Source organism: Acidovorax sp. (assembly GCF_047607405.1).
Lineage (GTDB): Bacteria > Pseudomonadota > Gammaproteobacteria > Burkholderiales > Burkholderiaceae_C > Acidovorax.
Window position 1 is genome coordinate 1 of sequence record NZ_JASGDA010000012.1, and the last position, 25406, is coordinate 25406.

General features: G+C 67.4%; 29 protein-coding genes. 15 read left to right on the top strand and 14 right to left on the bottom strand.

Going from position 1 to position 25406, the window contains the following annotated elements; all coding sequences use genetic code 11:
- From minC to minE, 3 genes are all read left to right on the top strand, one after another.
- On the top strand, nt 1-499 hold a 499-nt coding region (gene minC / locus QM569_RS01805), incomplete at its 5' end, for a septum site-determining protein MinC (protein WP_414985512.1).
- A gap of 19 nt (nt 500-518) precedes the next feature.
- On the top strand, nt 519-1337 hold the full coding sequence (minD, locus tag QM569_RS01810) for a septum site-determining protein MinD (protein ID WP_414985513.1): 819 nt from the start codon (nt 519-521) through the stop codon (nt 1335-1337).
- A 3-nt stretch (nt 1338-1340) separates the two neighbouring features.
- On the top strand, nt 1341-1610 hold the full coding sequence (minE, locus tag QM569_RS01815; RefSeq protein WP_414985514.1) for a cell division topological specificity factor MinE: 270 nt from the start codon (nt 1341-1343) through the stop codon (nt 1608-1610).
- Nucleotides 1611-1701: 91 nt separating this feature from the next.
- Here minE and QM569_RS01820 read toward each other — a convergent pair whose 3' ends face one another.
- The 5 genes from QM569_RS01820 to QM569_RS01840 form a co-directional block, all read right to left on the bottom strand.
- Entirely contained in the window at nt 1702-2706 is a 1005-nt protein-coding gene (locus tag QM569_RS01820; protein ID WP_414985515.1) for a helix-turn-helix domain-containing protein, read from the bottom strand.
- A 167-nt stretch (nt 2707-2873) separates the two neighbouring features.
- Nucleotides 2874-4814: a penicillin-binding protein 2 gene (gene mrdA, locus QM569_RS01825; protein WP_414985516.1), complete on the bottom strand. Its 1941-nt coding sequence runs from the start codon at nt 4812-4814 to the stop codon at nt 2874-2876.
- Between the two features lie 2 nt (nt 4815-4816).
- Nucleotides 4817-5335 carry a rod shape-determining protein MreD gene (gene mreD / locus QM569_RS01830; protein WP_414985517.1) on the bottom strand — a complete coding sequence of 173 codons (519 nt, stop codon included), beginning with the start codon at nt 5333-5335 and terminating at the stop codon, nt 4817-4819.
- The gene (mreC, locus tag QM569_RS01835) at nt 5332-6255 is read right to left on the bottom strand and encodes a rod shape-determining protein MreC (RefSeq protein ID WP_414985518.1); all 924 of its coding nucleotides are present in this window, start codon (nt 6253-6255) and stop codon (nt 5332-5334) included. The genes mreD and mreC overlap by 4 nt, the downstream gene beginning before the upstream one ends.
- Nucleotides 6256-6425: 170 nt before the next feature.
- A complete protein-coding gene (locus QM569_RS01840; protein WP_414985519.1) occupies nt 6426-7469 on the bottom strand; it encodes a rod shape-determining protein in 1044 nt (347 codons plus the stop codon).
- Nucleotides 7470-7672: 203 nt separating this feature from the next.
- Here QM569_RS01840 and gatC point away from each other — a divergent pair, with 203 nt between their 5' ends.
- The 3 genes from gatC to gatB are packed head-to-tail and all read left to right on the top strand — an operon-like array spanning nt 7673 to nt 10888.
- Nucleotides 7673-7972, top strand: a complete 300-nt coding sequence (gene gatC / locus QM569_RS01845; protein WP_414985520.1) for an Asp-tRNA(Asn)/Glu-tRNA(Gln) amidotransferase subunit GatC — start codon at nt 7673-7675, stop codon at nt 7970-7972.
- The gene (gatA, locus tag QM569_RS01850) at nt 7969-9438 is read left to right on the top strand and encodes an Asp-tRNA(Asn)/Glu-tRNA(Gln) amidotransferase subunit GatA (RefSeq protein ID WP_414985521.1); all 1470 of its coding nucleotides are present in this window, start codon (nt 7969-7971) and stop codon (nt 9436-9438) included. Before gatC ends, gatA begins: the two co-directional genes overlap by 4 nt.
- Nucleotide 9439: 1 nt before the next feature.
- A complete protein-coding gene (gene gatB / locus QM569_RS01855; protein ID WP_414985522.1) occupies nt 9440-10888 on the top strand; it encodes an Asp-tRNA(Asn)/Glu-tRNA(Gln) amidotransferase subunit GatB in 1449 nt (482 codons plus the stop codon).
- A gap of 38 nt (nt 10889-10926) precedes the next feature.
- Here gatB and QM569_RS01860 read toward each other — a convergent pair whose 3' ends face one another.
- Nucleotides 10927-11616, bottom strand: coding sequence for a DUF4124 domain-containing protein (locus QM569_RS01860; RefSeq protein WP_414985523.1), 690 nt, complete (start codon nt 11614-11616; stop codon nt 10927-10929).
- A 1-nt stretch (nt 11617) separates the two neighbouring features.
- The gene (pyrE, locus tag QM569_RS01865; RefSeq protein WP_414985524.1) at nt 11618-12319 is read right to left on the bottom strand and encodes an orotate phosphoribosyltransferase; all 702 of its coding nucleotides are present in this window, start codon (nt 12317-12319) and stop codon (nt 11618-11620) included.
- 12 nt (nt 12320-12331) lie between these two features.
- Between pyrE and QM569_RS01870 the strand changes: the two genes are divergently transcribed.
- Both QM569_RS01870 and QM569_RS01875 read left to right on the top strand, forming a co-directional pair.
- Entirely contained in the window at nt 12332-13135 is an 804-nt protein-coding gene (locus tag QM569_RS01870) for an exodeoxyribonuclease III (protein WP_414985525.1), read from the top strand.
- Between the two features lie 5 nt (nt 13136-13140).
- A complete protein-coding gene (locus QM569_RS01875; protein ID WP_414985526.1) occupies nt 13141-13779 on the top strand; it encodes an MBL fold metallo-hydrolase in 639 nt (212 codons plus the stop codon).
- A 50-nt stretch (nt 13780-13829) separates the two neighbouring features.
- Here QM569_RS01875 and QM569_RS01880 read toward each other — a convergent pair whose 3' ends face one another.
- The 5 genes from QM569_RS01880 to QM569_RS01900 form a co-directional block, all read right to left on the bottom strand.
- Entirely contained in the window at nt 13830-15908 is a 2079-nt protein-coding gene (locus QM569_RS01880) for an acetoacetate--CoA ligase (protein WP_414985527.1), read from the bottom strand.
- A 167-nt stretch (nt 15909-16075) separates the two neighbouring features.
- The gene (locus tag QM569_RS01885; RefSeq protein WP_414985528.1) at nt 16076-16516 is read right to left on the bottom strand and encodes a putative toxin-antitoxin system toxin component, PIN family; all 441 of its coding nucleotides are present in this window, start codon (nt 16514-16516) and stop codon (nt 16076-16078) included.
- Entirely contained in the window at nt 16516-16758 is a 243-nt protein-coding gene (locus tag QM569_RS01890) for a hypothetical protein (protein WP_414985529.1), read from the bottom strand. Before QM569_RS01890 ends, QM569_RS01885 begins: the two co-directional genes overlap by 1 nt.
- A gap of 230 nt (nt 16759-16988) precedes the next feature.
- A complete protein-coding gene (locus tag QM569_RS01895) occupies nt 16989-18308 on the bottom strand; it encodes a type II toxin-antitoxin system HipA family toxin (protein WP_414985530.1) in 1320 nt (439 codons plus the stop codon).
- 1 nt (nt 18309) lies between these two features.
- The gene (locus QM569_RS01900; protein ID WP_414985531.1) at nt 18310-18669 is read right to left on the bottom strand and encodes an XRE family transcriptional regulator; all 360 of its coding nucleotides are present in this window, start codon (nt 18667-18669) and stop codon (nt 18310-18312) included.
- A gap of 129 nt (nt 18670-18798) precedes the next feature.
- On the opposite strand from QM569_RS01900, the gene QM569_RS01905 reads away from it, so the two are divergent.
- A complete protein-coding gene (locus QM569_RS01905) occupies nt 18799-19221 on the top strand; it encodes a hotdog fold thioesterase (RefSeq protein WP_414985532.1) in 423 nt (140 codons plus the stop codon).
- Between the two features lie 75 nt (nt 19222-19296).
- Here QM569_RS01905 and QM569_RS01910 read toward each other — a convergent pair whose 3' ends face one another.
- The gene (locus QM569_RS01910) at nt 19297-19866 is read right to left on the bottom strand and encodes a cob(I)yrinic acid a,c-diamide adenosyltransferase (protein ID WP_414985533.1); all 570 of its coding nucleotides are present in this window, start codon (nt 19864-19866) and stop codon (nt 19297-19299) included.
- Nucleotides 19867-20261: 395 nt separating this feature from the next.
- Here QM569_RS01910 and QM569_RS01915 point away from each other — a divergent pair, with 395 nt between their 5' ends.
- From QM569_RS01915 to QM569_RS01935, 5 genes are all read left to right on the top strand, one after another.
- A complete protein-coding gene (locus QM569_RS01915; protein WP_414985534.1) occupies nt 20262-21686 on the top strand; it encodes an FAD-binding oxidoreductase in 1425 nt (474 codons plus the stop codon).
- Between the two features lie 5 nt (nt 21687-21691).
- Nucleotides 21692-22201, top strand: coding sequence for a YdeI/OmpD-associated family protein (locus QM569_RS01920; RefSeq protein WP_414985535.1), 510 nt, complete (start codon nt 21692-21694; stop codon nt 22199-22201).
- Between the two features lie 107 nt (nt 22202-22308).
- Entirely contained in the window at nt 22309-22542 is a 234-nt protein-coding gene (locus QM569_RS01925) for an addiction module protein (protein WP_414985536.1), read from the top strand.
- A complete protein-coding gene (locus QM569_RS01930; RefSeq protein WP_414985537.1) occupies nt 22539-22832 on the top strand; it encodes a type II toxin-antitoxin system RelE/ParE family toxin in 294 nt (97 codons plus the stop codon). The genes QM569_RS01925 and QM569_RS01930 overlap by 4 nt, the downstream gene beginning before the upstream one ends.
- Nucleotides 22833-22860: 28 nt before the next feature.
- Nucleotides 22861-23028: a hypothetical protein gene (locus QM569_RS01935; protein ID WP_414985538.1), complete on the top strand. Its 168-nt coding sequence runs from the start codon at nt 22861-22863 to the stop codon at nt 23026-23028.
- A gap of 7 nt (nt 23029-23035) precedes the next feature.
- Here the strand turns inward: QM569_RS01935 and QM569_RS01940 are convergent, their stop codons facing one another.
- A complete protein-coding gene (locus QM569_RS01940) occupies nt 23036-23542 on the bottom strand; it encodes a BON domain-containing protein (protein ID WP_414985539.1) in 507 nt (168 codons plus the stop codon).
- A 220-nt stretch (nt 23543-23762) separates the two neighbouring features.
- Between QM569_RS01940 and QM569_RS01945 the strand changes: the two genes are divergently transcribed.
- Nucleotides 23763-25406, top strand: a 1644-nt coding sequence (locus QM569_RS01945) for an NADP-dependent isocitrate dehydrogenase (RefSeq protein WP_414985540.1), incomplete at its 3' end; no start/stop codon positions are given.

Sequence of the window (25406 nt, forward strand, 5' to 3'; positions counted from 1 at the left end):
CGGCAGCCCCGCGCAGACGGATGCCGCCCGCGCCGCGGGCCTCGCCGCCGCGCCCGACGCGGCGCCCGAGCGCGCCGCCGTGGAGGTGCGCGAGGTCGAGGTCATCCGCGAGGTACAGGTCCCCGTCGAAGTGCCCGTGGCAGGCCCCGGCACGATGGTCGTGGACAAGCCCCTGCGCTCCGGCCAGCAGGTCTATGCGCGCGGCGGCGACCTGGTCGTGCTGGCCATGGTCAGCTTTGGCGCCGAGGTCATCGCAGACGGCAACATCCACGTCTATGCCCCGCTGCGCGGTCGCGCCATTGCGGGCGCGCGCGGCAACACGGCGGCGCGCATCTTTTCCACCTGCATGGAGCCGCAGCTCGTCTCCATCGCAGGCATCTACCGCACCACCGAGACGGCCCTGCCCGACGACGTGGCGGGCAAGGCCGCACAGGTGTGGCTGGAAGGCGAGAAGCTGTTCATCGAACCGCTGCGCAACCCCGTTCGTATCAACTCCTAATTCAAGCAGACATACATACATGGCCAAAATCGTCGTTGTGACTTCCGGCAAGGGTGGCGTGGGCAAGACCACCACCAGCGCCAGCTTCGCCACCGGCCTCGCCCTGCGCGGCCACAAGACCGCGGTGATCGACTTCGATGTCGGCCTGCGCAACCTGGACCTCATCATGGGCTGCGAGCGCCGCGTGGTGTATGACCTCATCAACGTGATCCACGGTGAGGCCAACCTGAACCAGGCGCTCATCAAGGACAAGCAGTGCGAGAACCTGTTCGTGCTGGCCGCCAGCCAGACGCGCGACAAGGACGCGCTCACGCAAGACGGCGTCGAGAAAGTGCTGAAAGACCTGGCAGAGATGGGCTTCGACTACATCGTCTGCGACTCGCCCGCAGGCATCGAGAGCGGCGCGCTCATGGCCATGCACTACGCCGACGAGGCATTGCTGGTGACCAACCCCGAAGTCTCCAGCGTGCGCGACTCCGACCGCATCCTGGGCATGCTGGGCAGCAAGACCAAGCGCGCCATCGAGGGCGGCGAGCCCGTCAAGGAGCACCTGCTCATCACCCGCTACAACCCCAGCCGCGTGCAGGACGGGCAGATGCTGAGCCTGGAGGACATCCAGGACATCCTGCGCATCAAGCTCATCGGCGTCATCCCCGAATCCGAAGTGGTGCTGCAGCAGTCCAACCAGGGCGTGCCCGCCATCCACGCGCAGGGCAGTGACGTGGCCGAGGCGTACCTGGACGTGGTGGCGCGCTTTCTGGGCGAGGACAAGCCCTTGCGCTTCATCGACGCGCAGAAGCCCGGCTTCTTCAAGCGCCTGTTCGGCGGGAGCAAATAAGCCATGGCGTCCTTCCTTTCCTTCCTGCTGGGCGAGAAGAAGAAGTCGGCCTCCGTCGCCAAGGAGCGCCTGCAGATCATCCTGGCCCACGAACGCAGCGGCCGCAACCCCGGCCAGCCCGACTACCTGCCCGACCTGCAGCGCGAGCTGGTCGCCGTGATCTCCAAGTACGTCAAGATCAACCCCGAAGACCTCAAGGTCCACTTCGAGCGGCAGGACGACCTGGAAGTGCTGGAGGTGAAGATCGAGCTGCCCGACGCGGGAGGCAAGTAACTGCTATTGAAACAGTAGCTGCTGGTGCCCGTCGTACAAGGGTTTGAGGCCAATTTGGCTTCAAACCCTTTTTGCTGGACGTGCCCTGCGTTTACCGCCCGCGCCTGCGCCCTGCCACCACGCTGGGCGACTGGCCGAACTGCTGGCGGTACAGCGCGGCAAAGCGGCTGGCCGTGCCCAGGCCGCATTCCTGCGCCAGCAGGGTGATGCTGGTGAAATCCCCACGCCGCAGGCGTTGGTGCGCCCGCGCCAGGCGCTGCTGGCGCAGCCAGTCCATCGGGCTCAGGCCGAAGCGCTCCTGAAAAGCGTATTGCAGCGCGCGCACCGACATGTGGGCCTGCGCCGCCATGGCCGTCAGCGTGTGCGGGCGTGACAGGTCGGCCAGCGCCGTGTCGCACACGCGGTCGATGGCGCGGCGCTTGTGCGCCGGGATAAGGCGCGGCTGCGGGAAAGGACGCGCGCCCATGCTGAACAGCGACACGAGGTGGCGGTAGATGAAATCCTGCAGCCCCAACTGGTGCAGCACCTGGCTGTCAGACCCGTGCAAGTCGATCAGCGCGCCCAGGTGCCGGGCGATGCCGTCCAGCGGCGCGCTGCCCACCTGCATGGGCAGCACCTGGGCGTGGCCTATGGCCAAAGGCGCGGCTTCTTCGCAGGTGCCCAGCACGGCGCGGGCTGCCGCCTGGAGCATGTCGGTATCCAGGCGCAGCATGAGCTGGTTGCGTGTTTCGCCATAGCCCACCGTGGGGCCGCAGTCCTCCGCCAGGTACAGGCAGCCCTGCCCCGGGCCCCAGTGCAGGGTGCGACCGTCCACCTGCACGTGGCAATGCCCCTGCAGGGGGATGAGCATCGTGGCGGGCACGCTGTCGCTGCGGCTGACGCGCGTGGGCGTCATGGCGCTGGCCACCAGTTCCAACCCAGGGAGCTGCAGCCGCGCATGCTTGCTGAAGAAGCCGTCAGCCCCCGGCAGGGCGTCGTAGGCTTCCAGGCCCGGGAACACCTGGGCCATGCGATCCGAGAACACCCGCAACGACGTGGATGTCTCACTTTGGCTGTCGCCAAAAAGCAGCGGCTCGGCAATGCGGGGGGCGGGCATGAAAGGAATGGACGGTGAGCGTGGACCCACAGGATGCCACAGCAGGCCCGCAGTGGCGCGGGGCAGGCATCAAGACAGCCAGGTGCAGCCTGCACCGCAGAAATCTTGGTCAAAATGGCCTCTGGCGCTTGCTGGACAGGCGCCAGCAGCTATCTTTTTTGATATTTTCAGGGCGTGGGCAGCGCCACATCCGCCGCCTTGCGCGGTGTGCCGATCGGGGCGCTGGCCTGGCCCTTCTGCACGGCGGCGATGTCTTCCTCGCTGGGGTAGTCGCCCTGCAGCCAGTAGTCGAACACGCGGCGCGCGATGGGTGCGGCACTGGCGGCGCCGAAGCCTGCGTTTTCGACGATCAGCGCCAGGGCGATGGTGGGCGCCTCGGCGGGTGCGAAGGCGGCGAACAGGGAGTGGTCGCGCTGGTGCTCCTCCAGCGCCTTGGCGTTGTACTTCACGTTCTGCCCCAGGCTCACCGCCTGGGCCGTGCCGGTCTTGCCCGCCGAGGTGTAGGGCGCGCCCGCGAACACGCGCGTGCCGGTGCCGCCCTTGTTCACCGCCACCAGGGCGTTGCGCACGATCTCGACGTGCCTGGGCTGGTAGCCCAGGTTTTCGCCGGGCGGCTGGGGGATTTGCGTCACCTCGCCGGTGACGGCGTTGCGCACGGCCTTGGCCATGTGCGGGCGGTACCGGGTGCCGCCGTTGGCGAGCGTGGCCTCGGCCAGCGCGAGCTGCAGCATGGTGAAGTTGTTGTAGCCCTGGCCGATGCCCAGCGAGACCGTTTCGCCCGGGAACCAGCGCTTCATCTCGGGGCGCTTGTAGGTGTTGCGCTTCCACTCGGTGCTGGGCAGGGTGCCGCGCAGTTCGCCCCCCAGGTCGATGCCGGTGACCTGGCCGAAGCCCAGCGGCTTCATGAAGTCGTGGATGGCGTCCACGCCCATTTCCACCGCCAGCGAATAGAAGTAGGTGTTGCTGGAGAACTGGATGGCCCGGTGCATGTCCACGCCGCCCAGGCCGCCCTCGTGGCTGCGGAAGGTGTGGCCGCCGAAGGTGTAGAAGCCCGGGTCGTTGAGCACCAGGCTGGGCGAGCGCTTGTTCAACTGCAGCGCGGCCAGGGCCATGAAGGGCTTGTAGGTGGAGCCGGGCGGGTACGTACCCCGGAGCGCCCGGTTCAGCAGGGGCTTGTCGATGGATTCGTTGAGCGCCTGCCAGTTCTCCTGGTCGATGCCTTCGACGAACAGGTTGGGGTCGAACGTGGGCTTGCTCACCAGCGCCAGCACCTCGCCGTTGCGCGGGTCGATGGCGACCAGCGCGCCGCGGCGGCTGCCGTACAGGTCTTCGATGAGCTTTTGCAGCTTGATGTCGATGGACAGCATCACGCTGTCGCCCGGCGTGGCCGCGTGGCTTGCGAGCTTGCGCACGGCGCGCCCCCCGGCGGATGTCTCCATCTGCTCCACGCCGGTCTGGCCGTGCAGGGCCGATTCAAAGCTCTGCTCCACGCCCAGCTTGCCGATGTATTCGGTGCCCCGGTAGTTGGCCTCGTCGTCCGAGTCCTGGATGCGCGCCTTCTCGGCCTGGTTGATGCGACCGATGTAGCCGATGGCGTGGCTCGCCACCTCGCCCAGCGGGTAGTTGCGAAACAGCCGCGCCTTGATGTCCACGCCCGGAAAGCGGTAGCGCTGCGCGGCGAAGCGCGCCACTTCCTGGTCGGTGAGCCGCGTGCGGATGGGCAGGGACTCGAAGTTGCGCGACTCTTCCATGAGCCGCTTGAAGCGCCGCCGGTCGCGGTGCTGGATGTCCACGATCTGGGACAGCGCGTCGATGGTGTCGTCCAGGTCGCCTGCGCGCGAGGGCGTGATCTCCAGCGTGTAGGCCGAGTAGTTGGTGGCCAGCACCACGCCGTTGCGGTCCAGGATGAGGCCCCGGTTGGGCACGATGGGCACGACTGCCGTGCGGTTGCTCTCGGCCTGCGCGGCCAGGTCCTCGTGCCGCACCACCTGCAGGAAGACCAGCCGCGCCACGATGAGGCCGAACGCCAGGAACACGACCGCGCCGATGGTGAGCACGCGCAGGCGGAAACGCGATGCGTCGGCTTCGCTGTTGCGCAGTTCGGTCATGGCTACAGGGGCCGGTTCTGGTCGGCGTCGGGCGGGCGCCGCTGCGGGGCCAGCAGCACCCAGCTTGCCAGCGGCCACAGCAGCGCCTCCAGCACGGGCGCGAGAAAGCTCCACAGCCCCGGGAAGATGCCGCCGGTCGCCATGCGCAGCAGCAGCTCCACCGCATGCGCCAGCGCGAACAGCGGCAGCACCTGCAGCGCCTGCGAGAGCACGCTGAACCACAGCAGCCGGCGATGGATGGCGATGGCGCTGAACGAGAGCACGGTGTAGGCCAGCGCATGCTGCCCCAGCAGCGCCGACTGGCCCACGTCCATGCACAGGCCCAGCACGAAGGCCGTGCCCAGGCCGATGCGCAGCGGCTGGTGTACGCCCCAGAAGACCAGCAGCACCATCAGCAAATCAGGCATCCAGACCACGCGGCCCAGCGGCAGCAAATTGATCGCCAGGCCCGCCGCCAGGCTGGCGACGATGAACACGGGGTTGACGGGCAGCAGCAGCGGCTCGCCGCGCGGCATGATCATTTGCGGCCCCCTTTGCGGGCTGGCGCAGGCTGCACGGGCTCGGGCCGCGGCAAGGCAGCGTCCGGGGCCAGGGGCTTGAGCACCATCACGTGGCGCGCGCCCTGCACCTGGGCCAGCGGCGCGCAGTAGATGCGGGCGAAGGCGGAATCGGCGCGGCGCTCCACGCGCACCACGCGGGCCACGGGCAGGCCCGGCGGGTACAGGCCATCGACCCCGCTGGTGGTGAGCAGGTCGCCGTCCTGAATATCGGCGTTGGCGGGCATGAAGCGCAGTTCCATGCCGCCGCCGTGGCCCGCCACCGGGTCGCCGTAGGCCACGCCGCGCACGCCGGTGCGGATGTTGAGCACGGGGATCGCCTGCTCCCGGTCCACCAGCAGCGTGACCTCGCTCACCAGCGGGAAGACGCGCGTGACCTGGCCCAGCACGCCCGCCTCGTCCATCACGGGCGAGCCCAGCTCCACGCCGCCCACCTGGCCCCGGTCGAGCACCACGCGGCGCGTGTAGGGGTCGGCGGTGTCGTAGATCACCTCTGCCGCCTGGGCGGGGGTTTCCAGGCGGTCGCGCAGGGCCAGCAACTGGCGCAGGCGCGTGTTCTCCTGGGCCAGCAGCTCGGCCTGGTGGGCGCGCTGGCCCATGGCAGCCGTCGTCTTGCGCGCGGCGTCCAGTTCTTGCTGCGCCGCGCCCAGCGCCTGGAAGTAGCCCGCGCCCCGGCTGACGAACTCCACGGGCTGGAGCATGAGCCACTGCACGGGGTAGAGCACCGTGCCCACGGCCTGCCGGAGGGGGCCGGTGACGCCGAAGCGCGCATCGGCCACCATCAGGAACAGCGCCAGCGCGCTATAGACGGCCAGACGCGACAGGGCCGACGGGCCCTGCTTGAAAAGGGGCGGAGCGCTGCGCTCCAGGGTTCCCAGGGGCATTTAGCAATCCATAGCGCTGTGCGCTACCCACTACCTGAAAAACTGGCGCGGCCCCGGCGGGGGCACCCGTGGAACTGGCTTTGCCAGGCCGCTGGGTGCGTCCCCCCTCCCGGAGCGCGCAGCGCGCAGAGAGAGGGGGGAAGGCGCGAAGCGACTCAGGGGGGTGGGCCTCATTCGCTCGTGAAGATGCTGCCGAGGCGATCCATGCGTTCGAGCGCGATGCCGCAGCCGCGCACCACGCAGGTCAGCGGGTCTTCGGCCACCAGCACGGGCAGGCCGGTTTCCTCGGCCAGCAGGCGGTCCAGGTCGCGCAGCAGCGCGCCGCCGCCGGTGAGCATCATGCCGCGCTCGGCAATGTCGGCGCCCAGTTCGGGCGGGGTCTGCTCCAGCGCGTTCTTGACGGCGCTGACGATCTGGTTGAGCGGGTCGGTCAGGGCTTCCAGCACCTCGTTGGAGCTGATGGTGAAGCTGCGCGGCACGCCTTCGGACAGGTTGCGGCCCTTGACCTCCATCTCGCGCACCTCGGAGCCCGGGAAGGCCGAGCCGATGCTTTTCTTGATGGCCTCGGCCGTGGGCTCGCCGATCAGCATGCCGTAGTTGCGGCGGATGTAGCTGATGATGGCCTCGTCGAACTTGTCGCCGCCCACGCGCACGCTGCCCTTGTAGACCATGCCGCCCAGGCTGATGACGCCGACCTCGGTGGTGCCGCCGCCGATGTCCACGACCATGGAGCCGGACGCCTCGGACACGGGCAGCCCCGCGCCGATGCCTGCGGCCATGGGTTCCTCAATGAGATAAACCGCCGTCGCGCCTGCGGCTTCTGCTGCGTCTTTGATAGCGCGGCGCTCCACCTGGGTGGAGCCGCAGGGCACGCAGATGATGATGCGCGGGCTGGGGGTGAACAGCGTGCGCGGATGCACCATCTTGATGAACTGCTTGATCATCTGCTCGGTGATCACGAAGTCGGCGATCACGCCGTCCTTCATGGGGCGGATGGCCTCGATGTTGCCGGGCACCTTGCCCAGCATGGCCTTGGCCTCGTGGCCCACGGCCTGGATGACTTTCTTGCCGTGCGGCCCGCCCTCGTGCCGGATGGCGACCACGGAAGGCTCGTCGAGCACGATGCCCTTGTCGCGGGCGAAGATCAGTGTGTTGGCGGTGCCAAGGTCGATGGCGAGGTCGGTGGAGAAGTACCGACGGAAAGCTCCGAACATTCAAAAATCCTCTCGGAAACGGCAGGCGCATCGGCCCGCAGTCGCCTGGTTTTGGGGGTGTTTCTGGGATTTTTTCGCACAATGACCGGCAGAAAGGGGGTATTGCGGCAAAGTCGGGATAATACCGCATCCCCTGTGAATAACTCCCTAGGAAGCCGCCCTTGGCACGGCGTTACTTCTGGTTTCTATAGACTTTTCTCCCTATGGCACTGACCCCCCAGGACATCGGTCGCATCGCCAACTTGGCGCGGCTCGAACTGACACCTTCTGAAAGTGAGCGCATGCTGACTCAGCTCAACGGCTTTTTCGGCATCGTGGAAAAGATGCGGGCTGTGGACACCTCGGGCCTCACGCCCCTGGCCCACCCCGTGGCCGCCATAGAGGACGTGCAGTTGCGCCTGCGCGCCGACACGGCCAGCGAGCCCAACCAGCGCGAAGCCAACCAGCAAAGCGCCCCCGCCGTCGAGCGCGGCCTGTTCCTCGTGCCGAAGGTGATCGAATGAGCGCCGCCGCACTGCACGACCTGGGCGTGGCCGAGCTGGCCGCCGCGCTGCGCGAGCGCAAGGTTTCCTCGGTAGAGGCCGCGCAGCACTTCCTGGCCCGCGCCAAGGCGCACCAGAACCTGGGCGCCTACGTGGCCCTGAACGAAGACGCCACGCTGGCCCAGGCCCGCGCCGCCGATGCGCGCATCAGCGCGGGCACAGCAGGCGCGTTGGAAGGCGTGCCGCTGGCGCACAAGGACATCTTCGTCACGCGCCATTTCCCCAGCACGGCGGGCTCGAAGATGCTCGCGGGCTACCAGTCGCCGTTCGATGCGACGGTTGTCACCAAGCTCGCCGAGGCGGGCGCGGTGACGTTGGGCAAGCTCAACTGCGACGAGTTCGCCATGGGCTCGGCCAACGAGAACTCGGCCATTTCGCCGGTGCGCAATCCGTGGGACACGGACCGCATCCCCGGCGGATCGTCGGGCGGCTCTGCCTGCGCCGTGGCCGCGCGCCTGGCGCCAGCGGTGACGGGCACGGACACGGGCGGCTCCATCCGCCAGCCCGCGTCGTTCTGCGGCATCACCGGCATCAAGCCCACGTATGGCCGCGCCAGCCGCTACGGCATGATCGCCTTTGCATCGAGCCTTGACCAGGCGGGCCCGATGGCCCGCTCTGCCTCCGACTGCGCGCTGCTGCTCTCGGCCATGTGCGGGCCCGACCCGGACCGCGATTCGACCTCGCTCGATGTGCCTGCCGAAGACTTCAGCGCGAAGCTGAACGACAGCCTCGACGGCCTGCGCATCGGCATCCCCGCCGAGTTCTTTGGCGAAGGCTTGTCGGCCGACGTGCGCGCCGCCGTCGATGCCGCACTGAAGGAATACGAAAAGCTCGGCGCCAGGCTCGTCCCCATCACCCTGCCGCGCACGGAGCTGTCCATCCCCGTGTACTACATCATCGCCCCGGCGGAGGCCAGCTCCAACCTCAGCCGCTTCGACGGCGTGAAGTTCGGCCACCGCGCCAAGGACTACACCGACCTGGTGGACATGTACAAGAAGACCCGCGCCGAAGGTTTTGGCGACGAGGTCAAGCGCCGCATCATGATCGGCACCTACGTGCTCTCGCACGGCTACTACGACGCCTACTACCTGCAGGCGCAGAAGATCCGCCGCATGATCGCCGACGACTTCCAGAACGCCTTCCAGCACTGCGACCTGATCGCGGGCCCCGTGGCCCCCACCGTGGCCTGGAAGCTGGGCGAGCACGGCAGCGACCCGCTGGCCGACTACCTGGCCGACATCTTCACGCTGCCCGCGTCGCTGGCCGGGCTGCCGGGCATGAGCGTGCCCGCTGGTTTTGGCGAGGGCAACATGCCCGTGGGCCTGCAGCTCATCGGCAACTACTTCCAGGAAAGCCGCCTGCTCAACGCCGCGCACCGCTTCCAGCAGGCGACCGACTTCCACCTCCGCCGTCCGGAGGGCTTCTGACATGACCACCGCCAAACTGATCCAGGGCTACGAAGTCGTCATCGGCTTCGAGACGCACGCCCAGCTCGCCACGCAAAGCAAGATCTTCAGCCGCGCCCCCACCGCCTTTGGTGCCGAGCCCAACACGCAAGCCTGCGCGGTGGACCTGGCCCTGCCCGGCACGCTGCCCGTGATGAACCGCGAGGCCGTGGTCTGCGCTATCAAATTAGGACTGGCACTCGGCTCCCACATTGCGCCGGTGAGCATTTTTGCCCGCAAGAATTACTTCTACCCCGACCTGCCCAAGGGCTACCAGATCAGCCAGTTCGAGATTCCGGTGGTGCAGGGCGGCGAGGTGCAGTTCTACCTGGGCGACGAAAAGAAAACCGTGCGCCTGGTGCGCGCCCACCTGGAGGAAGACGCGGGCAAGTCGCTGCACGAGGACTTCATCGGCCAAAGCGGCATCGACCTGAACCGCGCGGGCACGCCGCTTTTGGAGATCGTGACCGAGCCGGACATGCGCAGCAGCGAGGAAGCCGTGGCCTACGCCAAGGAGCTGCACAAGATCGTGACCTGGATCGGCATCTGCGACGGCAACATGCAGGAGGGCAGCTTTCGCTGCGACGCCAACGTCTCCGTGCGCAAGCCCGGCCAGCCGCTGGGCACGCGCCGCGAGATCAAGAACCTGAACTCGTTCAAGTTCATGCAGCAGGCCATCGACTACGAGATCCGCTGGCAGATCGAGCAGATCGAGGACGGCCACGCCATCCAACAGGCCACCGTGCTCTTCGACCCCGACACGGGCGAGACGCGCGCCATGCGCACCAAGGAAGACGCGGCGGACTACCGCTACTTTCCCGACCCCGACCTGCCGCCGCTACACATTTCAGAGCAATGGGTGCAGGAGCAGCGGGCACAAATGGCCGAATTGCCCCGCACCATGGCGGCGCGCTTCGTGGCGGACTATGGCCTGCCCGAGTACGACGCCACCACGCTCACGCAGAGCAAGGCCATGGCCGCCTACTTCGAGGATGCCGCCCGCGCCAGCGGCGCGCCCAAACTCGCGTCCAACTGGGTCATGGGCGAAATCTCGCGCCGCCTGAACATGGAGGAGATCGGCATCGAGCAGGCCAAGGTGGGCAGCGGCCAACTGGCCGCGCTGATCCGCCGCATCGGCGACGGCACCATCAGCAACAACGCGGCACGGCAGGTGTTCGACGCGCTCTGGAGCGGCGAGGGCAGCGACGTGGACGCGGTCATCGAGGCCAAGGGCCTCAGGCAGATGAATGACACGGGCGCTCTGGAGAAGATCGTGGACGAAGTGATCGCCGCCAACCCCGCGAACGTGGAGCAGTTCAAGGCGGGCAAGGACAAGGCGTTCAACGCGCTGGTGGGCCAGATCATGAAAGCCAGCAAGGGCAAGGCCAATCCGCAGCAGGTCAATGAACTGCTGCGGGCCAGGCTGGCCTGAAACGCAAAAGGGGCCTCGGCCCCTTTTTTATTTCTGCTTCAGCGGGACGCCGCAGGCGCGGCGGCATCGGCGGCGGACGGGGGCAGCCGCTGCGACTCCCACAGCTTGCGCAGCTGGGCCAGCTCTGCGTCAAAGCGCTGGTGCAGGCGGCGCTTTTCCAGCTCCTGCCCTTGGATGAAGCGCTGCCGCTCGGCGATGTTTTCCTCGTTCTCGGCGATCTTGCGGCGCAGCGCCATGGGGGCCTTGTTCGGGTCCTTTTTATAGAACTCCATTTCCTCGTCGAGGGCCTTGCGCTGCTGCTGGAGTTCGGCAATGCGCTTCTCGGCCGTGGCCGTGACATCGTCCACCAGCTGGATGGCGGCCGCGCGCTCGGTGTCGTGGGAAGCCTTGTCGGGGTAGCGCGCCGTCAGCGCGCGCTCGCGGCGGCGCTCTTCGAGCACCAGGGCACGCTCCTCGGCTTCTTTGCGGCGCTGGGCCTCCAGCGCGGTGCGCTCGTGCTCGGTCAGCGAAGGGCCGATCTGGCGCCGCACCGTGCCCGAGGGGCTCAGCTCGCGCTGCTCGCGGTCGAGGCACTCGACGATGGGCCGGTCGGCAGTGATGCGGCGGCCGTTGCGGTCCACGCAGGTGTAGATGCCGCCGGACATGCCCTGCGACTGCGCCCACGCCGAATCAACGGCCAGGGTGGCCGCCATCAACACTCCGCCCATGATCCACGCCGACTTGCTCAAGTCATTGCCCTTCGTTGACGCCGTAACGCTGGCGGTAGGCCAGCACTTTCTCGTGATGGGAGCGCATCCCCTCTTCCCCATTGTGCGAGAGGTACAGCAATAAGTCTGCCAGACGGGCAATGGCGCACACCTGCAGGCCCAGTTGCTGGCGCACGTACTGCACGGCGCTGTGGTCCACATCCTGGCCATTCTCCGTGGCTTTCTCCTGGCGGTCCAGTGCAATGGCCACCGCGTGCGGCGTGGCACCCGCCGCGCGGATGAGCGCGATGGACTCGCGCGCCGCCGTCCCGGCCGACATCACGTCGTCCACGATCAGCACCCGGCCCTTGAGCGGCGCGCCCACCAGCGTGCCGCCCTCGCCGTGGTCCTTGGCTTCCTTGCGGTTGTAGGCAAAGGGCACGTTGCGCCCCAGCCGGGCCAACTCCACCGCCACCGTGGCGGCCAGGGGAATGCCCTTGTACGCCGGGCCGAAGACCATGTCGAACTCGATGCCGCTGGCCAGCAGGGCTTTTGCATAGAATTCCGCGAGCCGACCCATCTTGCGGCCGTCATCGAACAGGCCCGCGTTGAAAAAATACGGGCTCAGGCGGCCCGCCTTGGTCTTGAATTCACCGAACCGCAGCACGCCCGACTCGACGGCGAAACGCACGAAATCCTGCGCCAGTCGGCCCTGCTCCCCGCCTTGCGCGCCAACATCCACCATGGGAAATCCTTTGTGTTCAAGTTAACCAGCCTCAATCTCAATGGCATCCGCTCGGCCACCAGCAAAGGCGTGGAAAGCTGGATGGCAGCCACGCGGCCGGATTGTATTTGCGTGCAGGAAGTCAAGGCCCAGGCGGCGGACGTGGCCAACCGCTTCGAGCGCATGGCGGGCCTGCAGGGGCACTTCCACTTCGCGCAGAAGAAAGGCTATTCGGGCGTGGGCATCTACACGCGCCACGAGCCTTCCGACGTGGTCGTGGGCTACGGCTCCAGCGAGTTCGACGCCGAGGGCCGCTACGTGGAACTGCGCTTCGACACGCCCGCGCGCAGGCTGTCCATCATCAGCGCCTATTTCCCCAGCGGCTCCTCGGGCGACGAGCGCCAGCAGGCCAAGTTCCGCTTTCTGGCCGAATTCCATCCCCACCTGATGCGCCTGAAGGCCGAGCGCGACTTCATCCTGTGCGGCGACATCAACATCGCCCACCAGCCCATCGACCTGAAGAACTGGCGCAGCAACCAGAAGAACAGCGGCTTCCTGCCCGAGGAACGGGCCTGGATGACAAAACTGTTGCACACGACGGATGCAGGCGGCGGCCTCATCGACGTGTACCGCCGGTTACAGCCCACGGCCACCGACACGGCCTACACCTGGTGGAGCAACCGGGGCCAGGCCTACGCCAACAACGTGGGCTGGCGGCTGGACTACCACCTGGCCACCCCCGCACTGGCGGCGCTGGCACGCACCGAGGCCATCTACAAGGGCGAAAAATTCTCGGACCACGCGCCGATCACGGTGGACTACGACTTCACGCTCTGACGCCCATGCTCCGCTACCACACCGTCCCCGTCACCGCCTTCCAGCAGAACTGCTCCATCGTCTGGTGCGACGCCACGCACCAGGCGGCCATCATCGACCCCGGCGGCGACCTGGACCGGCTGCTGTCCGAAGTCCAGCGCCTGGGCCTCACGCTCGGCCAGATCTGGCTCACCCACGCGCACATCGACCATGCGGGCGGCACGGGCGAATTGGCGCAAAAGCTCGGCCTGCCCATCACCGGGCCGCACCCGGGCGACCAGTTCTGGATCGACGGCCTGCCGCAGCAAAGCGCCATGTTCGGCTTTCCACCCGCGCTGCCCTTCACGCCCACACGCTGGCTGCACGACGGCGACACGGTGCAAGTCGGCCACGAGACCCTGACCGTGCGCCACTGCCCCGGCCACACGCCCGGCCACGTGGTCTTTCACGCGCCGCAGATCGACCGCTGCTTCGTGGGCGACGTGCTGTTCGCGGGCAGCATCGGCCGCACCGACTTTCCGCAAGGCAACCACCAGCAGCTCATCGACAGCATCACAGAGCGCCTGTGGCCCATGGGCGACCAGACGGTGTTCATCCCCGGCCATGGGCCAGAGAGCACCTTTGGGCGTGAGCGGCGCAGCAACCCCTATGTGGGCGGCACCTGAAGTTTATTGGCCTAATCGGCCTCTAACCCATATGGCATATGCGTTAGTTGCTATTGTTTTTGCATCTTCGCAGTGCGTTCGGCGGCGAAGGCCACGTACCAGTCCAGGCAGCCGGGGTTGGCCATGGCGTCCTTGTTGACGACCTTCTCCAGCGGCTGGCCCAGCAGCAGCTTCTTGATGGGCAGCTCCTGCTTCTTGCCGCTCAAGGTGCGCGGCACCTCGGCCACGGCGAAGATGTCGTCGGGCACGAAGCGCGGGCTCAGGGCCGTGCGCACCGCGCCGTTGATGCGGGCGCGCAGGGCGTCATCCAGCGCCACGCCTTCGCGCAGCACCACGAACAGCGGCATGTAGCTCTCGCGGCCCAGGTATTCCAGGTCCACCACCAACGAGTCGAGCACTTCGGGCAGGGCTTCGACGGCGCTGTAGATCTCGCTCGTGCCCATGCGCAGGCCGTGGCGGTTGATGGTGGCATCAGAGCGGCCATAGATGGTGCAGCCGCCGTTGGCGCCCACCTTCAGCCAGTCGCCATGTCTCCACACCGCGCCCATGTCAGCGGGGCCGTCGCCGCCGCCGGGCTTGCGGCCATGGCCGGGCGGGTACATGTCGAAGTAGCTCGACAGGTAGCGGCTTCCATCCTTGTCGCCCCACAGGTACAAGGGCATGGACGGGATGGGCTGCGCGCAGACCAGCTCGCCCACCTCGTTGGCGACGGGCTGGCCCTCGGCGTTCCACGATTCGACGGCGGCGCCGAGCATGCGGCACTGCATCTCGCCGGGCACCTGCGGCAGTTCGCGGTGGCCGCCGATGAAGGCGCCCGCGAAGTCGGTGCCGCCCGAGATGTTGCACCACCAGATGTCGGGCGTGCCCAGCGCGGCGAACTGCGCCGTGCCCCACACCTGCACCTCGGGCGCGAGCGGCGAGCCGGTGGTGCCCAGCGCGCGGATGCGCGAGAGGTCGCCGCAGTCCTGCGGCCGCACGCCCGCCTTCATGCAATTGGCGAAGTACGCCGCGCCCGCGCCGAAGAAGGTCACGCCCGTCTCGGCCGCAAAGCGCCACAGCAGGCCCCAGTCCGGCTTGTCCTTGCTGCCGCCGGGGTTGCCGTCGAAGATGACGCAGGTGGTGCCCGAGAGCAGGCCCGAGAGCTGCGCGTTCCACATCACCCAGCCGGTGGAGCTGTACCAGTGGTAGCGCTCGCCAAAGCTGTTGGGCGCGTAGCTGCAGCCGATGTCGTTGTGCAGCGTCTTGAGCTGCAGCGACACCAGCACCGTGCCGCCATGGCCGTGCACGATAGGCTTGGGCAGCCCCGTGGTGCCGCTGGAATAGACGATCCACAGCGGATGGTCAAAGGGCAGCCACATGGGCTCAAACGCTGCGGTTTCTGCATCATTTTGGGCTGTAGCGCTTGCCCAGTTTGCGCAATCAGCTACCGAAACCGTAGCATCCAGGTTGCCCACCAGCACCACGTGGCGCACGCTGGGCAGTTGCGCGCGCAACTCGGCCAGCACGCCGGTGCGGTCGTGGTCGCGGCCGCCGTAGGTCACGCCGTCCACGGCGATGAGGGCAACGGGCTCGATCTGGCGGAAGCGGTCGAGCACCGCATGCGTGCCCATGTCGGGCGCGCACACGCTCCACACCGCGCCGATGCTGACGACGGCCAAAAAGGCGACCATGGTCTCGGGGATGTTGGGCAGGTAGGCGGCCACGCGGTCGCCGGGCTGGATGCCCTGGGCCTTGAGGTGCAGGGCCAGCGCGGCCACCTGGCGGCGCAGCTCGGGCCAGGCCATGTCGCGGCGCTGGCCTTTTTCGTTGCTGCTGATGATGGCGGGCATGCCCGCGGCGTGCGCGGCATCGACGTGGCGCAGCGCCTGGCGCGCGTAGTTGACCTGCGCGCCGGGGAACCACTGCGCGCCGGGCATGGTGTTCTTGCCCAGCACCGCCGTGTGGGGCGTGGGCGACTGGATGTCGAAGTAGTCCCAGACGCTCTGCCAGAAGGCATCCAGCTCGGTGACCGACCAGCGCCACAGCGCGTCGTAGTCACCGAAGGCGATGCCGCGCGCGTCGCACAGCCAGTTCTGGTACAGCCGTATTTGCGGCACGAAGGGGGCGGGGGGTGTTTGGCTTGTCTCCATGGGGCGCAGCGTACCAGCGCCTTCTCGGCCCGGCCAGCGGGCGGGGCGGACGGCAGCGCGGGTTTGGTCATTTTTTGATAGCTGCTCGCGCTGCTTAACAAGCGCTGCGGGGCCGACTGGGATGGGTGCGAAGGCTATTAGATTGTTAGCAATCTGGCGGCTGCAGGCTACGCGTGGGCGATGCGCGCCAGCGCTTCGCCCACGCGCACGATGTCGATGCCGCAGTGATCCAGCAGGCTCAGCAGGTGGCGGTCGCCCGTGACGATGAGCTGGGCTTGGCCGGCTACGGCAGCGGCGATGACGTGATCGTCATCGGGGTCGCCCGGCACCACGCGCGGTACGTCGGTGGGCTTCACCAGGGTGACGATGGCTGCGTAGCTACGCATCAGGGTGGGCACATCGGTTTGCAGCGTGGCCAGCCGCTTGACGAACTTCGGATAGTTCAGGGTGTGCCGCAGCTCGGCCATCAGCACCGGGCTGCTGACCAGCTCGATTTCCTCCTCGACGGCTTGCTCCATCAGCGCCAGGGGTGGGCCGCTCCACAGCAGCGCACCGATCACCACGTTGGTGTCCAACAGCAGGCGTCGGCACCCAAGCGTGGCAGCCATCAGTTGGCGTTGCGTTGGCGGCGTTCGGCGCGCACTTCGCGCACGAGCTGAACGATCTCCTGCTCGATCTCGGGCGTGAGTTCTTCGGCGGGGGCGTTGGCGTGCATCGCGCGCAAGTCTGCGACGGCTTCGCGGCGCAGTTGCGCGCGCAGGATGGCTTCCATCTTCTGGGACAAGAACAGGCCGGCGCTTCGGGCCTGTTGGGCCAGTTGGTCGGGCAACTCGATTTGCACAGTGGTCATGTGAGGTTCCTCGAAACGCGGGTTGCGTTGGGGTGCAACGCAAGTTGTACCCCAATTTGACCTATCAGGTGGGTGCGAGGTTCGCCGCTTGAAGGAAAAAAGTGCCTGGGAAGAATTGGAATCTGACCTAATTTCTCTCCTGAAACAATAGCTGCTTGCGCTTGAAGGACAAGCGCTGGAGGCCGATTTGACCTCCAAGATCGTAAACACGCTCTAAAAACCCATCTGCATCAGCGTCTGAAAGGACTGCCTCCCCTGCGGCGGGCGGGTGCCGCTGGGACGCGGGCGGCGTCGAAGCCTCGGCGCTGGTGCAGCAGCTCCGGGCCGTCGATGCGCTCGGCCAGGCTGTCGATGTCGCGGGCCGATACGCCAGCGCGCGCAAAGTGCTCCCGCCAGCCGTCCACGGCCTGGATGACGGCGGCAACGTGTGCCGCAGCCTCTGGCGGCTGCAGCCCGAAGGCGTCGCACTGCGACATGGCGTTGGCGAGCGTCGAGTCCCGCCCCTGCGCGCCGCAAATGAATTCCTGCAAGCCCTGCCCCGAATTGGTCGGCAGCACGTCATAGGCCGGGGCCAGCTTCAGGCGGCCATTGCCCCAGGGGTTGACGACCAGCAGGGCGTGGTTCTTTTCGTGGTCGTCGGTGTTGTCGATCAGGATGTTGAAGACCATGCGGCGAAACAGCTCGCGCATGTCGTGCAGGTGGGCGTCGCCCTGCGTAATGCCGACGCGGCGCAGGATGCGCGCCAGCTCGGGGTAGCCCATCTCGGGCTCGGCGCCCGAGGCCGTGGCCGCCCGGATGGCGGTGCCCGCCGAGATGCTGTGGATGCGCTGCCCGCCCTGCGCGCGGTCGAAGCGGCGGATGGCCAGCGCGTGCATGCCGTCGTCCAGGCGGATGACCTGCGTTGCCGCCACGGTGATGCCCGCGCGCGCGGCCAGCGTCATCGTCGCGTGTTCGATGAGCGGTGTATCGACTGGCTCGTTGTTGAAGAACTTGATGACCCACTGCGCGCCGCCGATGTCGATCAGCGCCTTGGGCTTGGCGCCGCCCAGCGGGCTGCCGCCCCCGGCGATGATGCGCGCCTCCAGCGCGGTCAGGGGTTCGGCGGCCTCGATCTTGGCGGCTACCTCGCTGAGCTGCTGCGCATCTTCCAGCCGGGGCAGCGGGCCGGTGGCGCGCGGGCTGTAGTGGTCCGGTGATGTGGAAACGCCGAGCGCGCCGAACCGGTCATCGCCCGCGTAGTACAGGTACTCCATCAGCGACAACCGCTGGAGCTTGTCCACGAAGCGGATGACCTTCTCGCCCCAGCGGTCGGGGCGGGCATCGTCCACCGCGCCCGCCGCGCGCGGCGCATCGGCGGCCTGCCGCCCGGGCGGCAGAAACTCGGTGTCGATGAGCGGGAGATCCTCGCTCAGCGCGAAGCCGCTGGACAGCCATTCGTCGCCGTAGCGCAGCGATACGCCCTTGCCCGCGGCGACCAGCCTCAAAGCGCCCACGTAGCGCGGCGCCGCCGGGTCGCCCAGGTACCACAGGAACAGGTCGTCGAGCCGCATCTCACGTGTCCATGGCGCTGCGCGCCTGCGCGGAAGCCTGTGCGCGCGCGCGGCCCAGCGCGACGGCCTCGCGCACGTCCAGCTCGATGGCGCCCTGGTCATGCTCGGGCGCCGCCAGCTGGCCCAGCGCGCCGTCGCGCTGGATGAGCCAGAGCGCCGTCGCCACGATGCCGATGCCCACGCCCGGGTCGCCCGCCTCCAGCCGCTGCAGCGTGGGCACGGAAACCCCCATGCGCCCGGCCCAGGTCTTCAGCGACTCCTTGCGGCGCAAGCGGGCCACGGCCAGGTCGGCGCCCAGCTTTTCAAGGGCGGCAAGGGTGGCGGGCGGGAGCTGCAAAAGGGCGCGGGCGGTTTTGGGCATACACATAGATTGTAGCAAATCATGTACTGGCATGAATATCTATGTTTATATTTCGCATTACCGCCGATGACTCCGCGCTGGGTGTACACAAGGCACAATCGCTCCATCCCCTCTCGACCGACCGCCGCCATGCCCATCTGGAAAAAGCCCCTGGACCTCGCCCAGATCAACGCCCTCAACGAAGGCACCGCCGCCCGCCACCTGGGGCTGGAGATCACCGAGCTGGGCGACGACTTCATCCGTGGCCGCGTTCCGGTGGACCACCGCACCCGGCAGCCGTTCGGCCTGCTGCACGGCGGCGTGAGCGTGGTGCTGGCCGAGACGCTGGGGTCGCTGGGCGCCTACTACGCCAGCCCCGAGGGCCACAACGCCGTGGGCCTGGACATCAACGCCAACCACCTGCGCGCCGCCACCAGCGGCTGGGTCACGGGCACGGCGCGGCCCGTACACCTGGGGCGCAGCACGCACGTGTGGCAGATCGAGCTGGTCAACGAGGCGGGCGAGCTGACCTGCGTGTCGCGCCTGACCATGGCGATCCTCGCGCCGCGCTGATCCGGCAAGACTTCAAGCCTTTTTGGGCTCTAGCGCTTGTCCAGTAAGCGCTAGTTGCTATTTATTCAATAGCAATCATCCAGCATCCTGCGACCGCGCCAGGCGCTCGCTCTTCCAGTACACGTCATCGCCACCGTCCATGCGGTTGAGCACGCGGGCCAGCACGAACATCAGGTCCGACAGGCGGTTGAGGTACTGGCGCGGGGCATCGTTCAGCGGCTCGGCCTCGCCCAGGGCCACCACGGCGCGCTCGGCGCGGCGGGCGACGGTGCGGCACACGTGGGCCTGCGCGGCGGCGCGGGTGCCTGCGGGCAGGATGAACTCCTGCAGCCGGGGCAGCGCCGCGTTGTGCCGGTCCAGGGCTTCGTCCAGGTCCAGCACGGCCTGGGGCTTGATCAGCTCGTAGCCGGGGATGGACAGCTCGCCGCCCAGGTTGAACAACTGGTGCTGCACCTCGACGAGCAGCGCGCGCACGCCGTCGGGCAGGCGCTCGCACAGCAGCAGGCCGATGTGCGAGTTCAGCTCGTCCACGTCGCCCAGGGCGTGGATGCGCAGGCTGTGCTTGGAGACGCGCTCGTTGTTGCCCAGGCCGGTGGTGCCTGCGTCACCGGTGCGCGTGGCGATCTGTGTGAGTCGGTTGCCCATGGTGGGAAGGGTGTGTTGACGCCAAAGAAAGCATTGTCCGTTACATGGCGCAGGCAAATGTTGGCCTGCGCAACAGCAGGCAAGAGTGCTGGCCTTGCGCGGCCTGGCACGGTGCAATAACGCCTTGTTCAACTTTGCAGGAGCCCCGCTCTCATGACGACTTTGCAACAACGCGCCCTGTCTTTCGATGCGCGCAGCGTGATGCTTTTTGCCGCCTTCATCACCCCGGGGGGCGCGGGCGCCAGCGGCTCCTGACCGTTCCCTGGCCCCTCGGGGCAGGCAGGTGGCCGCCTTCACAGCCCATTGCCGGGCCAGCAGGCGCGCCGCCTCTTTGGCTGCGGCGGCCCGGTCGGAGTACAGTCGCCAACGGACTGCCCTACCCCCAGGAGCCCGCCATGAACGCCCCCTCCGCCGCCTCGCACCTTCTGCCCGAAATCCGCCTGCGCGACGTGCCGCAGGCCCTCATCGACGCGCTGCAGCAGCGCTTTGGCGCGCAGTGCTCGCTGGCCCAGGCCGTGCGCGAGCAGCACGGGCGCGACGAGGGCTCGCTGCAAGCGCCCCCGCCCGCCGCCGTGGTGTTTGCCGAGAGCACGCAGGACGTGGCCGATGCCGTCAGGCTCGCCAGCCAGCACGACGTGCCCGTGATCGCCTACGGCGCGGGCTCCTCGCTCGAAGGCCACCTGCTGGCCGTGCAAGGCGGCATCAGCATCGACGTGAACCGCATGAACCAGGTGCTGCGCGTGAACGCCGACGACCTGACCGTGACCGTGCAGCCCGGCATCACGCGCCGGCAGCTCAACGAGGCCATCAAGGACACGGGCCTGTTCTTCCCCATCGACCCCGGCGCGGACGCCAGCATCGGCGGCATGAGCGCCACGCGCGCCAGCGGCACCAACGCCGTGCGCTACGGCACCATGCGCGAGAACGTGCTGGCGCTGGAAGTGGTATTGGCCAGCGGCGAGGTCATACGCACCGGCACGCGCGCCAAGAAAAGCAGCGCTGGCTACGACCTCACGCGGCTGATGGTGGGCAGCGAGGGCACGCTGGGCATCATGACCGAGATCACCGTGCGCCTGTACCCGCTGCCCGAGGCGGTGAGCGCGGCCATCTGCTCGTTTCCCAGCATCGAGGCGGCGGTGCGCACCGTCATCCAGACCATCCAGCTCGGCGTGCCCATTGCGCGCGTGGAGCTGATCGACCACCACACCGTGCGCATGGTCAACGCCCACAGCAAGCTGAACCTGCGCGAGGAACCCATGCTGCTGATGGAGTTCCACGGCTCGCCCGCCGGGGTGCAGGAGCAGGCCGAGACGGTGCAATCCATCGCCAACGAATACGGCGGCAACGCCTTCGAGTGGGCCAGCACGCCCGAGGAGCGCACGCGCCTGTGGACGGCGCGGCACAACGCCTACTTTGCCGCCGTGCAAAGCCGCCCCGGCTGCAAGGCCATCAGCACGGACACCTGCGTGCCCATCAGCCGCCTGGCGGACTGCCTGCTGGAGTCGGTGGATGAGGCCGAGGCCAGCGGCATCCCGTACTTTCTGGTCGGGCACGTGGGCGATGGCAACTTTCACTTCGGCTATCTGCTCGACCCCAACGTGCCGCAAGAGCGCGTGACCGCCGAGGAACTGAACCACAAGCTGGTGGCCCGCGCCCTGAGCATGGGCGGCACCTGCACCGGCGAGCACGGCGTGGGGCTGCACAAGATGGGGTTTTTGCTGGACGAGACGGGGGCGGGGGCGGTGGATGTGATGCGGGCGATCAAGCGAGCGCTGGATCCGAAGAACATCCTGAACCCGGGGAAGATTTTTGCGTTGTGAGGGCCATGAAACACTCCGCCAGCGCAGGAAAGCAGTTCTCATTCGACGCGGTCCTGGAAGACTGGGCCGAGGGCATGGACTACTGCGCCATTCCCGTCCCCGCCGAAATCACCCAGGCGCTGGGGACGAAAGGGCCGGTCCTCGTCATGGCGCGCGTCAACGACTCGGAGCCATTCCAGGTCAGTCTCTTTCCCGTCGGGGGCGGGCAGCACTACATGCGCATCAAGGCCAAGGTTCGCAAGGAGACGAACACCCGGACGGGCGACAGGGTTCGAATGCGGATCACGGTGCTGGACCGGGACCGTGTGGAGATTCCAGACGATCTGCTGCGCGCACTGCATGCCGAAGGTGTGGCGCACGCATTTCAGTCGCTGCCGCCGGGCAAGCAGAACTTCATCATCCGGCGCATCGACGAGGCGGCCAAACCCGAGACGCGCGAACGCAGGATTCAAGAGGCCGTGCTCGCTGCGCACCAACGGAGAGAGAAGCTGAACTCCGTGACTTCGCAGGCTTGACCCGCTGGGGCGAAGTTGTCACCGTAACCGCTGGCCGTTAGGCACCATATGACGCTAAGAGAGGCTTGCCAGCTGGCTAAACTGGCATCCAGCACACGGAGGTGACCATGAACGATCAAGTGGCAGAGCTGGCCGTGCGAGGCAAGCAACTCCCCCCGCAGGAGCGCGCCCGCCTGGTGGACATGCTTCTGGAATCTCTCCACGATGCGCCCGTGGCCGAAATCGAGGCAGCGTGGGACAAGGAAGTGGAGCAGCGGCTTGCCGCCCATGACCGGGGGGCGATGCCGTCCCTGGACGGAGAAGAGGTGCTGGCCAGGGCCCGCCGCCTGGCACGGCAATGAGCTTTCGCTTCCTGCCGCCTGCCGAGGCGGAACTGCTGGAAGGCATCTCTTACTACGCGGCCATCCGCCCTGAGCTGGGCTTGCAGTTCGAGCAGGCGGTAGCCCAAGCCATCCGGGCCGCAGCCGCATACCCCGAACGCGGCGCGCCGCGCTCCCGCTCCACACGGCGCTGGCTGGTGGGGCGCTTTCCCTACTGCGTCATCTACAGGGCCGATGAGGCGGGCATTTTGATCGTCGCCATCGCGCACGAACGCAAGAGGCCGGAGTATTGGGCCGCCCGCATGGAATAAAGCCCGCTCACGCCCGCAGATTCGATGCATGACAACCCTGCTCCTTTTCACCTCCACCGCCCTGGCCGAAATCGTGGGCTGCTACCTGCCCTGGCTGTGGGCGGTGGACGGCATCCGCCCCACGGCCTGGGACGTGGCGGGCGTGCTGGTGGCGCTGGCGGGCATGGCGATCATCATGCTGCAGCCGTCCCGCTAAGGATGCGCTAGCGCGCCAGCGGGTAGCGGGCGGCGGCGCTGTCCGTGCCCACCTGCAGCAGATTGATGACACCCATCACGTCGTCCACCAGCCAGACGGCCTTTTCCAGCGCCTCGGCCTGGGCCTGCGAGCGCACGCAGCCCTTGAGCGTGACGAGCCGCCGCTCGCCCAGCACCCAGACGCTGGTGTCGTCGAAGCGGCCGTCCTGCTGGATGTACTGCCGCACGCGCGGGATGATTTCGGCGTCGTACAGGTACGAGTTGGGCAGGCGGCAGCGCCCCGACCGGTAGCAACTGCCGCCGTGCTGCGCGCGCACGTGCGCCAGTTCGCGCACCTCGGCCTCGGTGTAGAGCGGGCCTTCGGGCTCGGGGCAGCCGGGCATGGCGGCGGTGACCTGCACGAAGGGGTCGTTGAAGGCATTGGCGCGCGGGGCCTGCGCCTGTGCAAAGCACGGGCCGTTGGCGGCGGTCAGCACCGCGCACAGCAAGATGCCGAGGCGTTGTCGTCTGTCCATGGCGTTGTCACTCCTTGGCGGCGGGCGCCAGAGAGGCCCGCACGCCGTGCAGGGCGATAAAAACAAGAATGTGAGGCGCAAATTTTTGCATGGCGGGATTCCATTGCAAAATTTCGCTGGCAAGACAGCGCCAAGCAAGGAAAATGCGCGAGCATCCCCGTTGGCCCGGCTGCGACCCAGCCGGGGCCTTTACAACATACCGTTCGTGAGACAACCAGCCATGACGACCCAGCAACCGACCATCATCTACACCCTGACCGACGAGGCGCCCCGCCTGGCCACGGCATCCTTTCTGCCCATTGTGCGCACCTTTGCGGCGCCTGCGGGCATCAACGTGGCCGAGAGCGACATCTCGGTGGCCGCGCGCATCCTGGGCCAGTTCCCCGAGTTTCTGAGCGACGCGCAGAAGGTGCCCGACACCCTGGCCGAGCTGGGCAAGAAGACGCTGCAGCCCGACGCCAACATCATCAAGCTGCCCAACATCAGCGCGTCGGTGGCGCAGCTCAAGGCCGCCATCGCCGAGCTGCAGTCCAAGGGCTACGCCCTGCCCGACTACCCCGACCAGCCCAAGGACGACAAAGAGAAAGAGATCAAGGCCCGCTACGGCAAGTGCATCGGCTCGGCGGTGAACCCCGTGCTGCGCGAGGGCAACTCCGACCGCCGCGCGCCCAAGGCCGTGAAGGAATACGCGCGCAAGAACCCGCACAGCATGGCCGAGTGGAGCCAGGCGTCGCGCTCGCACGTGTCGCACATGCACGCGGGCGACTTCTACCACGGCGAAAAGTCCATGACGCTCGACCGCGCGCGCGACGTGAAGATGGAGCTGATCACCAAGAGCGGCAAGGCCATCGTCCTGAAGCCCAAGGTCAGCCTGCTCGACCGCGAGGTGATCGACAGCATGTTCATGAGCAAGAAGGCGCTCTTGGCCTTCTATGAAAAGGAGATCGAGGACGCGCGCAAGACCGGCGTGATGTTCTCGCTGCACGTGAAGGCCACGATGATGAAGGTGAGCCACCCCATCGTGTTCGGCCACTGCGTGAAGATTTTCTACAAGGAAGCCTTCGAGAAGCACGCCAAGACCTTCGAGGAGCTGGGCGTGAACGTGAACAACGGCATGGTGGACCTGTACACCAAGATCGAGGCCCTGCCGCAGAGCCAGCGCGACGAGATCAAGCGCGACCTGCATGCCTGCCACGAGCACCGGCCCGAGCTGGCCATGGTGGACTCGGCCAAGGGCATCACCAACTTCCATTCGCCCAACGACGTGATCGTGGACGCCTCCATGCCCGCCATGATCCGCAACGGCGGCAAGATGTGGGGCGCCGACGGCCGCCTGAAGGACGTGAAGGCCGTGATGCCCGAGTCCACCTTCGCCCGCATCTACCAGGAGATGATCAACTTCTGCAAGTGGCACGGCGCGTTCGACCCCCGCACCATGGGCACCGTGCCCAACGTGGGCCTGATGGCCCAGCAGGCCGAGGAATACGGCAGCCACGACAAGACCTTCGAGATCCCCGAGGACGGCGTGGCCAACATCACCGACCTGGCGACCGGCGAGGTGCTGCTGTCGCAGAACGTGGAGAAGGGCGACATCTGGCGCATGTGCCAGGTCAAGGACGCCGCGATCCGCGACTGGGTCAAGCTCGCCGTCACGCGCGCGCGCCAGTCCGGCATGCCGGTGGTGTTCTGGCTGGACGCCTACCGCCCGCACGAGAAGGAGCTCATCACCAAGGTGAAGATGTACCTGCACGAGCACGACACCAATGGCCTGGACATCCAGATCATGAGCCAGGTGCGCGCCATGCGCTACACGCTGGAGCGCGTGATCCGCGGGCTGGACACCATCAGCGCCACCGGCAACATC

Bases quoted from the DNA above. Each gene is read 5' to 3' on its own strand.
- minD (WP_414985513.1), top strand. From the start codon at position 519: ATGGCCAAAATCGTCGTTGTGACTTCCGGCAAGGGTGGCGTGGGCAAG.
- minE (WP_414985514.1), top strand. From the start codon at position 1,341: ATGGCGTCCTTCCTTTCCTTCCTGCTGGGCGAGAAGAAGAAGTCGGCC.
- QM569_RS01820 (WP_414985515.1), bottom strand. From the start codon at position 2,706: ATGCCCGCCCCCCGCATTGCCGAGCCGCTGCTTTTTGGCGACAGCCAA.
- mrdA (WP_414985516.1), bottom strand. From the start codon at position 4,814: ATGACCGAACTGCGCAACAGCGAAGCCGACGCATCGCGTTTCCGCCTG.
- mreD (WP_414985517.1), bottom strand. From the start codon at position 5,335: ATGATCATGCCGCGCGGCGAGCCGCTGCTGCTGCCCGTCAACCCCGTG.
- mreC (WP_414985518.1), bottom strand. From the start codon at position 6,255: ATGCCCCTGGGAACCCTGGAGCGCAGCGCTCCGCCCCTTTTCAAGCAG.
- QM569_RS01840 (WP_414985519.1), bottom strand. From the start codon at position 7,469: ATGTTCGGAGCTTTCCGTCGGTACTTCTCCACCGACCTCGCCATCGAC.
- gatC (WP_414985520.1), top strand. From the start codon at position 7,673: ATGGCACTGACCCCCCAGGACATCGGTCGCATCGCCAACTTGGCGCGG.
- gatA (WP_414985521.1), top strand. From the start codon at position 7,969: ATGAGCGCCGCCGCACTGCACGACCTGGGCGTGGCCGAGCTGGCCGCC.
- gatB (WP_414985522.1), top strand. From the start codon at position 9,440: ATGACCACCGCCAAACTGATCCAGGGCTACGAAGTCGTCATCGGCTTC.
- pyrE (WP_414985524.1), bottom strand. From the start codon at position 12,319: ATGGTGGATGTTGGCGCGCAAGGCGGGGAGCAGGGCCGACTGGCGCAG.
- QM569_RS01875 (WP_414985526.1), top strand. From the start codon at position 13,141: ATGCTCCGCTACCACACCGTCCCCGTCACCGCCTTCCAGCAGAACTGC.
- QM569_RS01880 (WP_414985527.1), bottom strand. From the start codon at position 15,908: ATGGAGACAAGCCAAACACCCCCCGCCCCCTTCGTGCCGCAAATACGG.
- QM569_RS01885 (WP_414985528.1), bottom strand. From the start codon at position 16,516: ATGGCTGCCACGCTTGGGTGCCGACGCCTGCTGTTGGACACCAACGTG.
- QM569_RS01890 (WP_414985529.1), bottom strand. From the start codon at position 16,758: ATGACCACTGTGCAAATCGAGTTGCCCGACCAACTGGCCCAACAGGCC.
- QM569_RS01895 (WP_414985530.1), bottom strand. From the start codon at position 18,308: ATGCGGCTCGACGACCTGTTCCTGTGGTACCTGGGCGACCCGGCGGCG.
- QM569_RS01900 (WP_414985531.1), bottom strand. From the start codon at position 18,669: ATGCCCAAAACCGCCCGCGCCCTTTTGCAGCTCCCGCCCGCCACCCTT.
- QM569_RS01905 (WP_414985532.1), top strand. From the start codon at position 18,799: ATGCCCATCTGGAAAAAGCCCCTGGACCTCGCCCAGATCAACGCCCTC.
- QM569_RS01910 (WP_414985533.1), bottom strand. From the start codon at position 19,866: ATGGGCAACCGACTCACACAGATCGCCACGCGCACCGGTGACGCAGGC.
- QM569_RS01915 (WP_414985534.1), top strand. From the start codon at position 20,262: ATGAACGCCCCCTCCGCCGCCTCGCACCTTCTGCCCGAAATCCGCCTG.
- QM569_RS01920 (WP_414985535.1), top strand. From the start codon at position 21,692: ATGAAACACTCCGCCAGCGCAGGAAAGCAGTTCTCATTCGACGCGGTC.
- QM569_RS01925 (WP_414985536.1), top strand. From the start codon at position 22,309: ATGAACGATCAAGTGGCAGAGCTGGCCGTGCGAGGCAAGCAACTCCCC.
- QM569_RS01930 (WP_414985537.1), top strand. From the start codon at position 22,539: ATGAGCTTTCGCTTCCTGCCGCCTGCCGAGGCGGAACTGCTGGAAGGC.
- QM569_RS01935 (WP_414985538.1), top strand. From the start codon at position 22,861: ATGACAACCCTGCTCCTTTTCACCTCCACCGCCCTGGCCGAAATCGTG.
- QM569_RS01940 (WP_414985539.1), bottom strand. From the start codon at position 23,542: ATGGACAGACGACAACGCCTCGGCATCTTGCTGTGCGCGGTGCTGACC.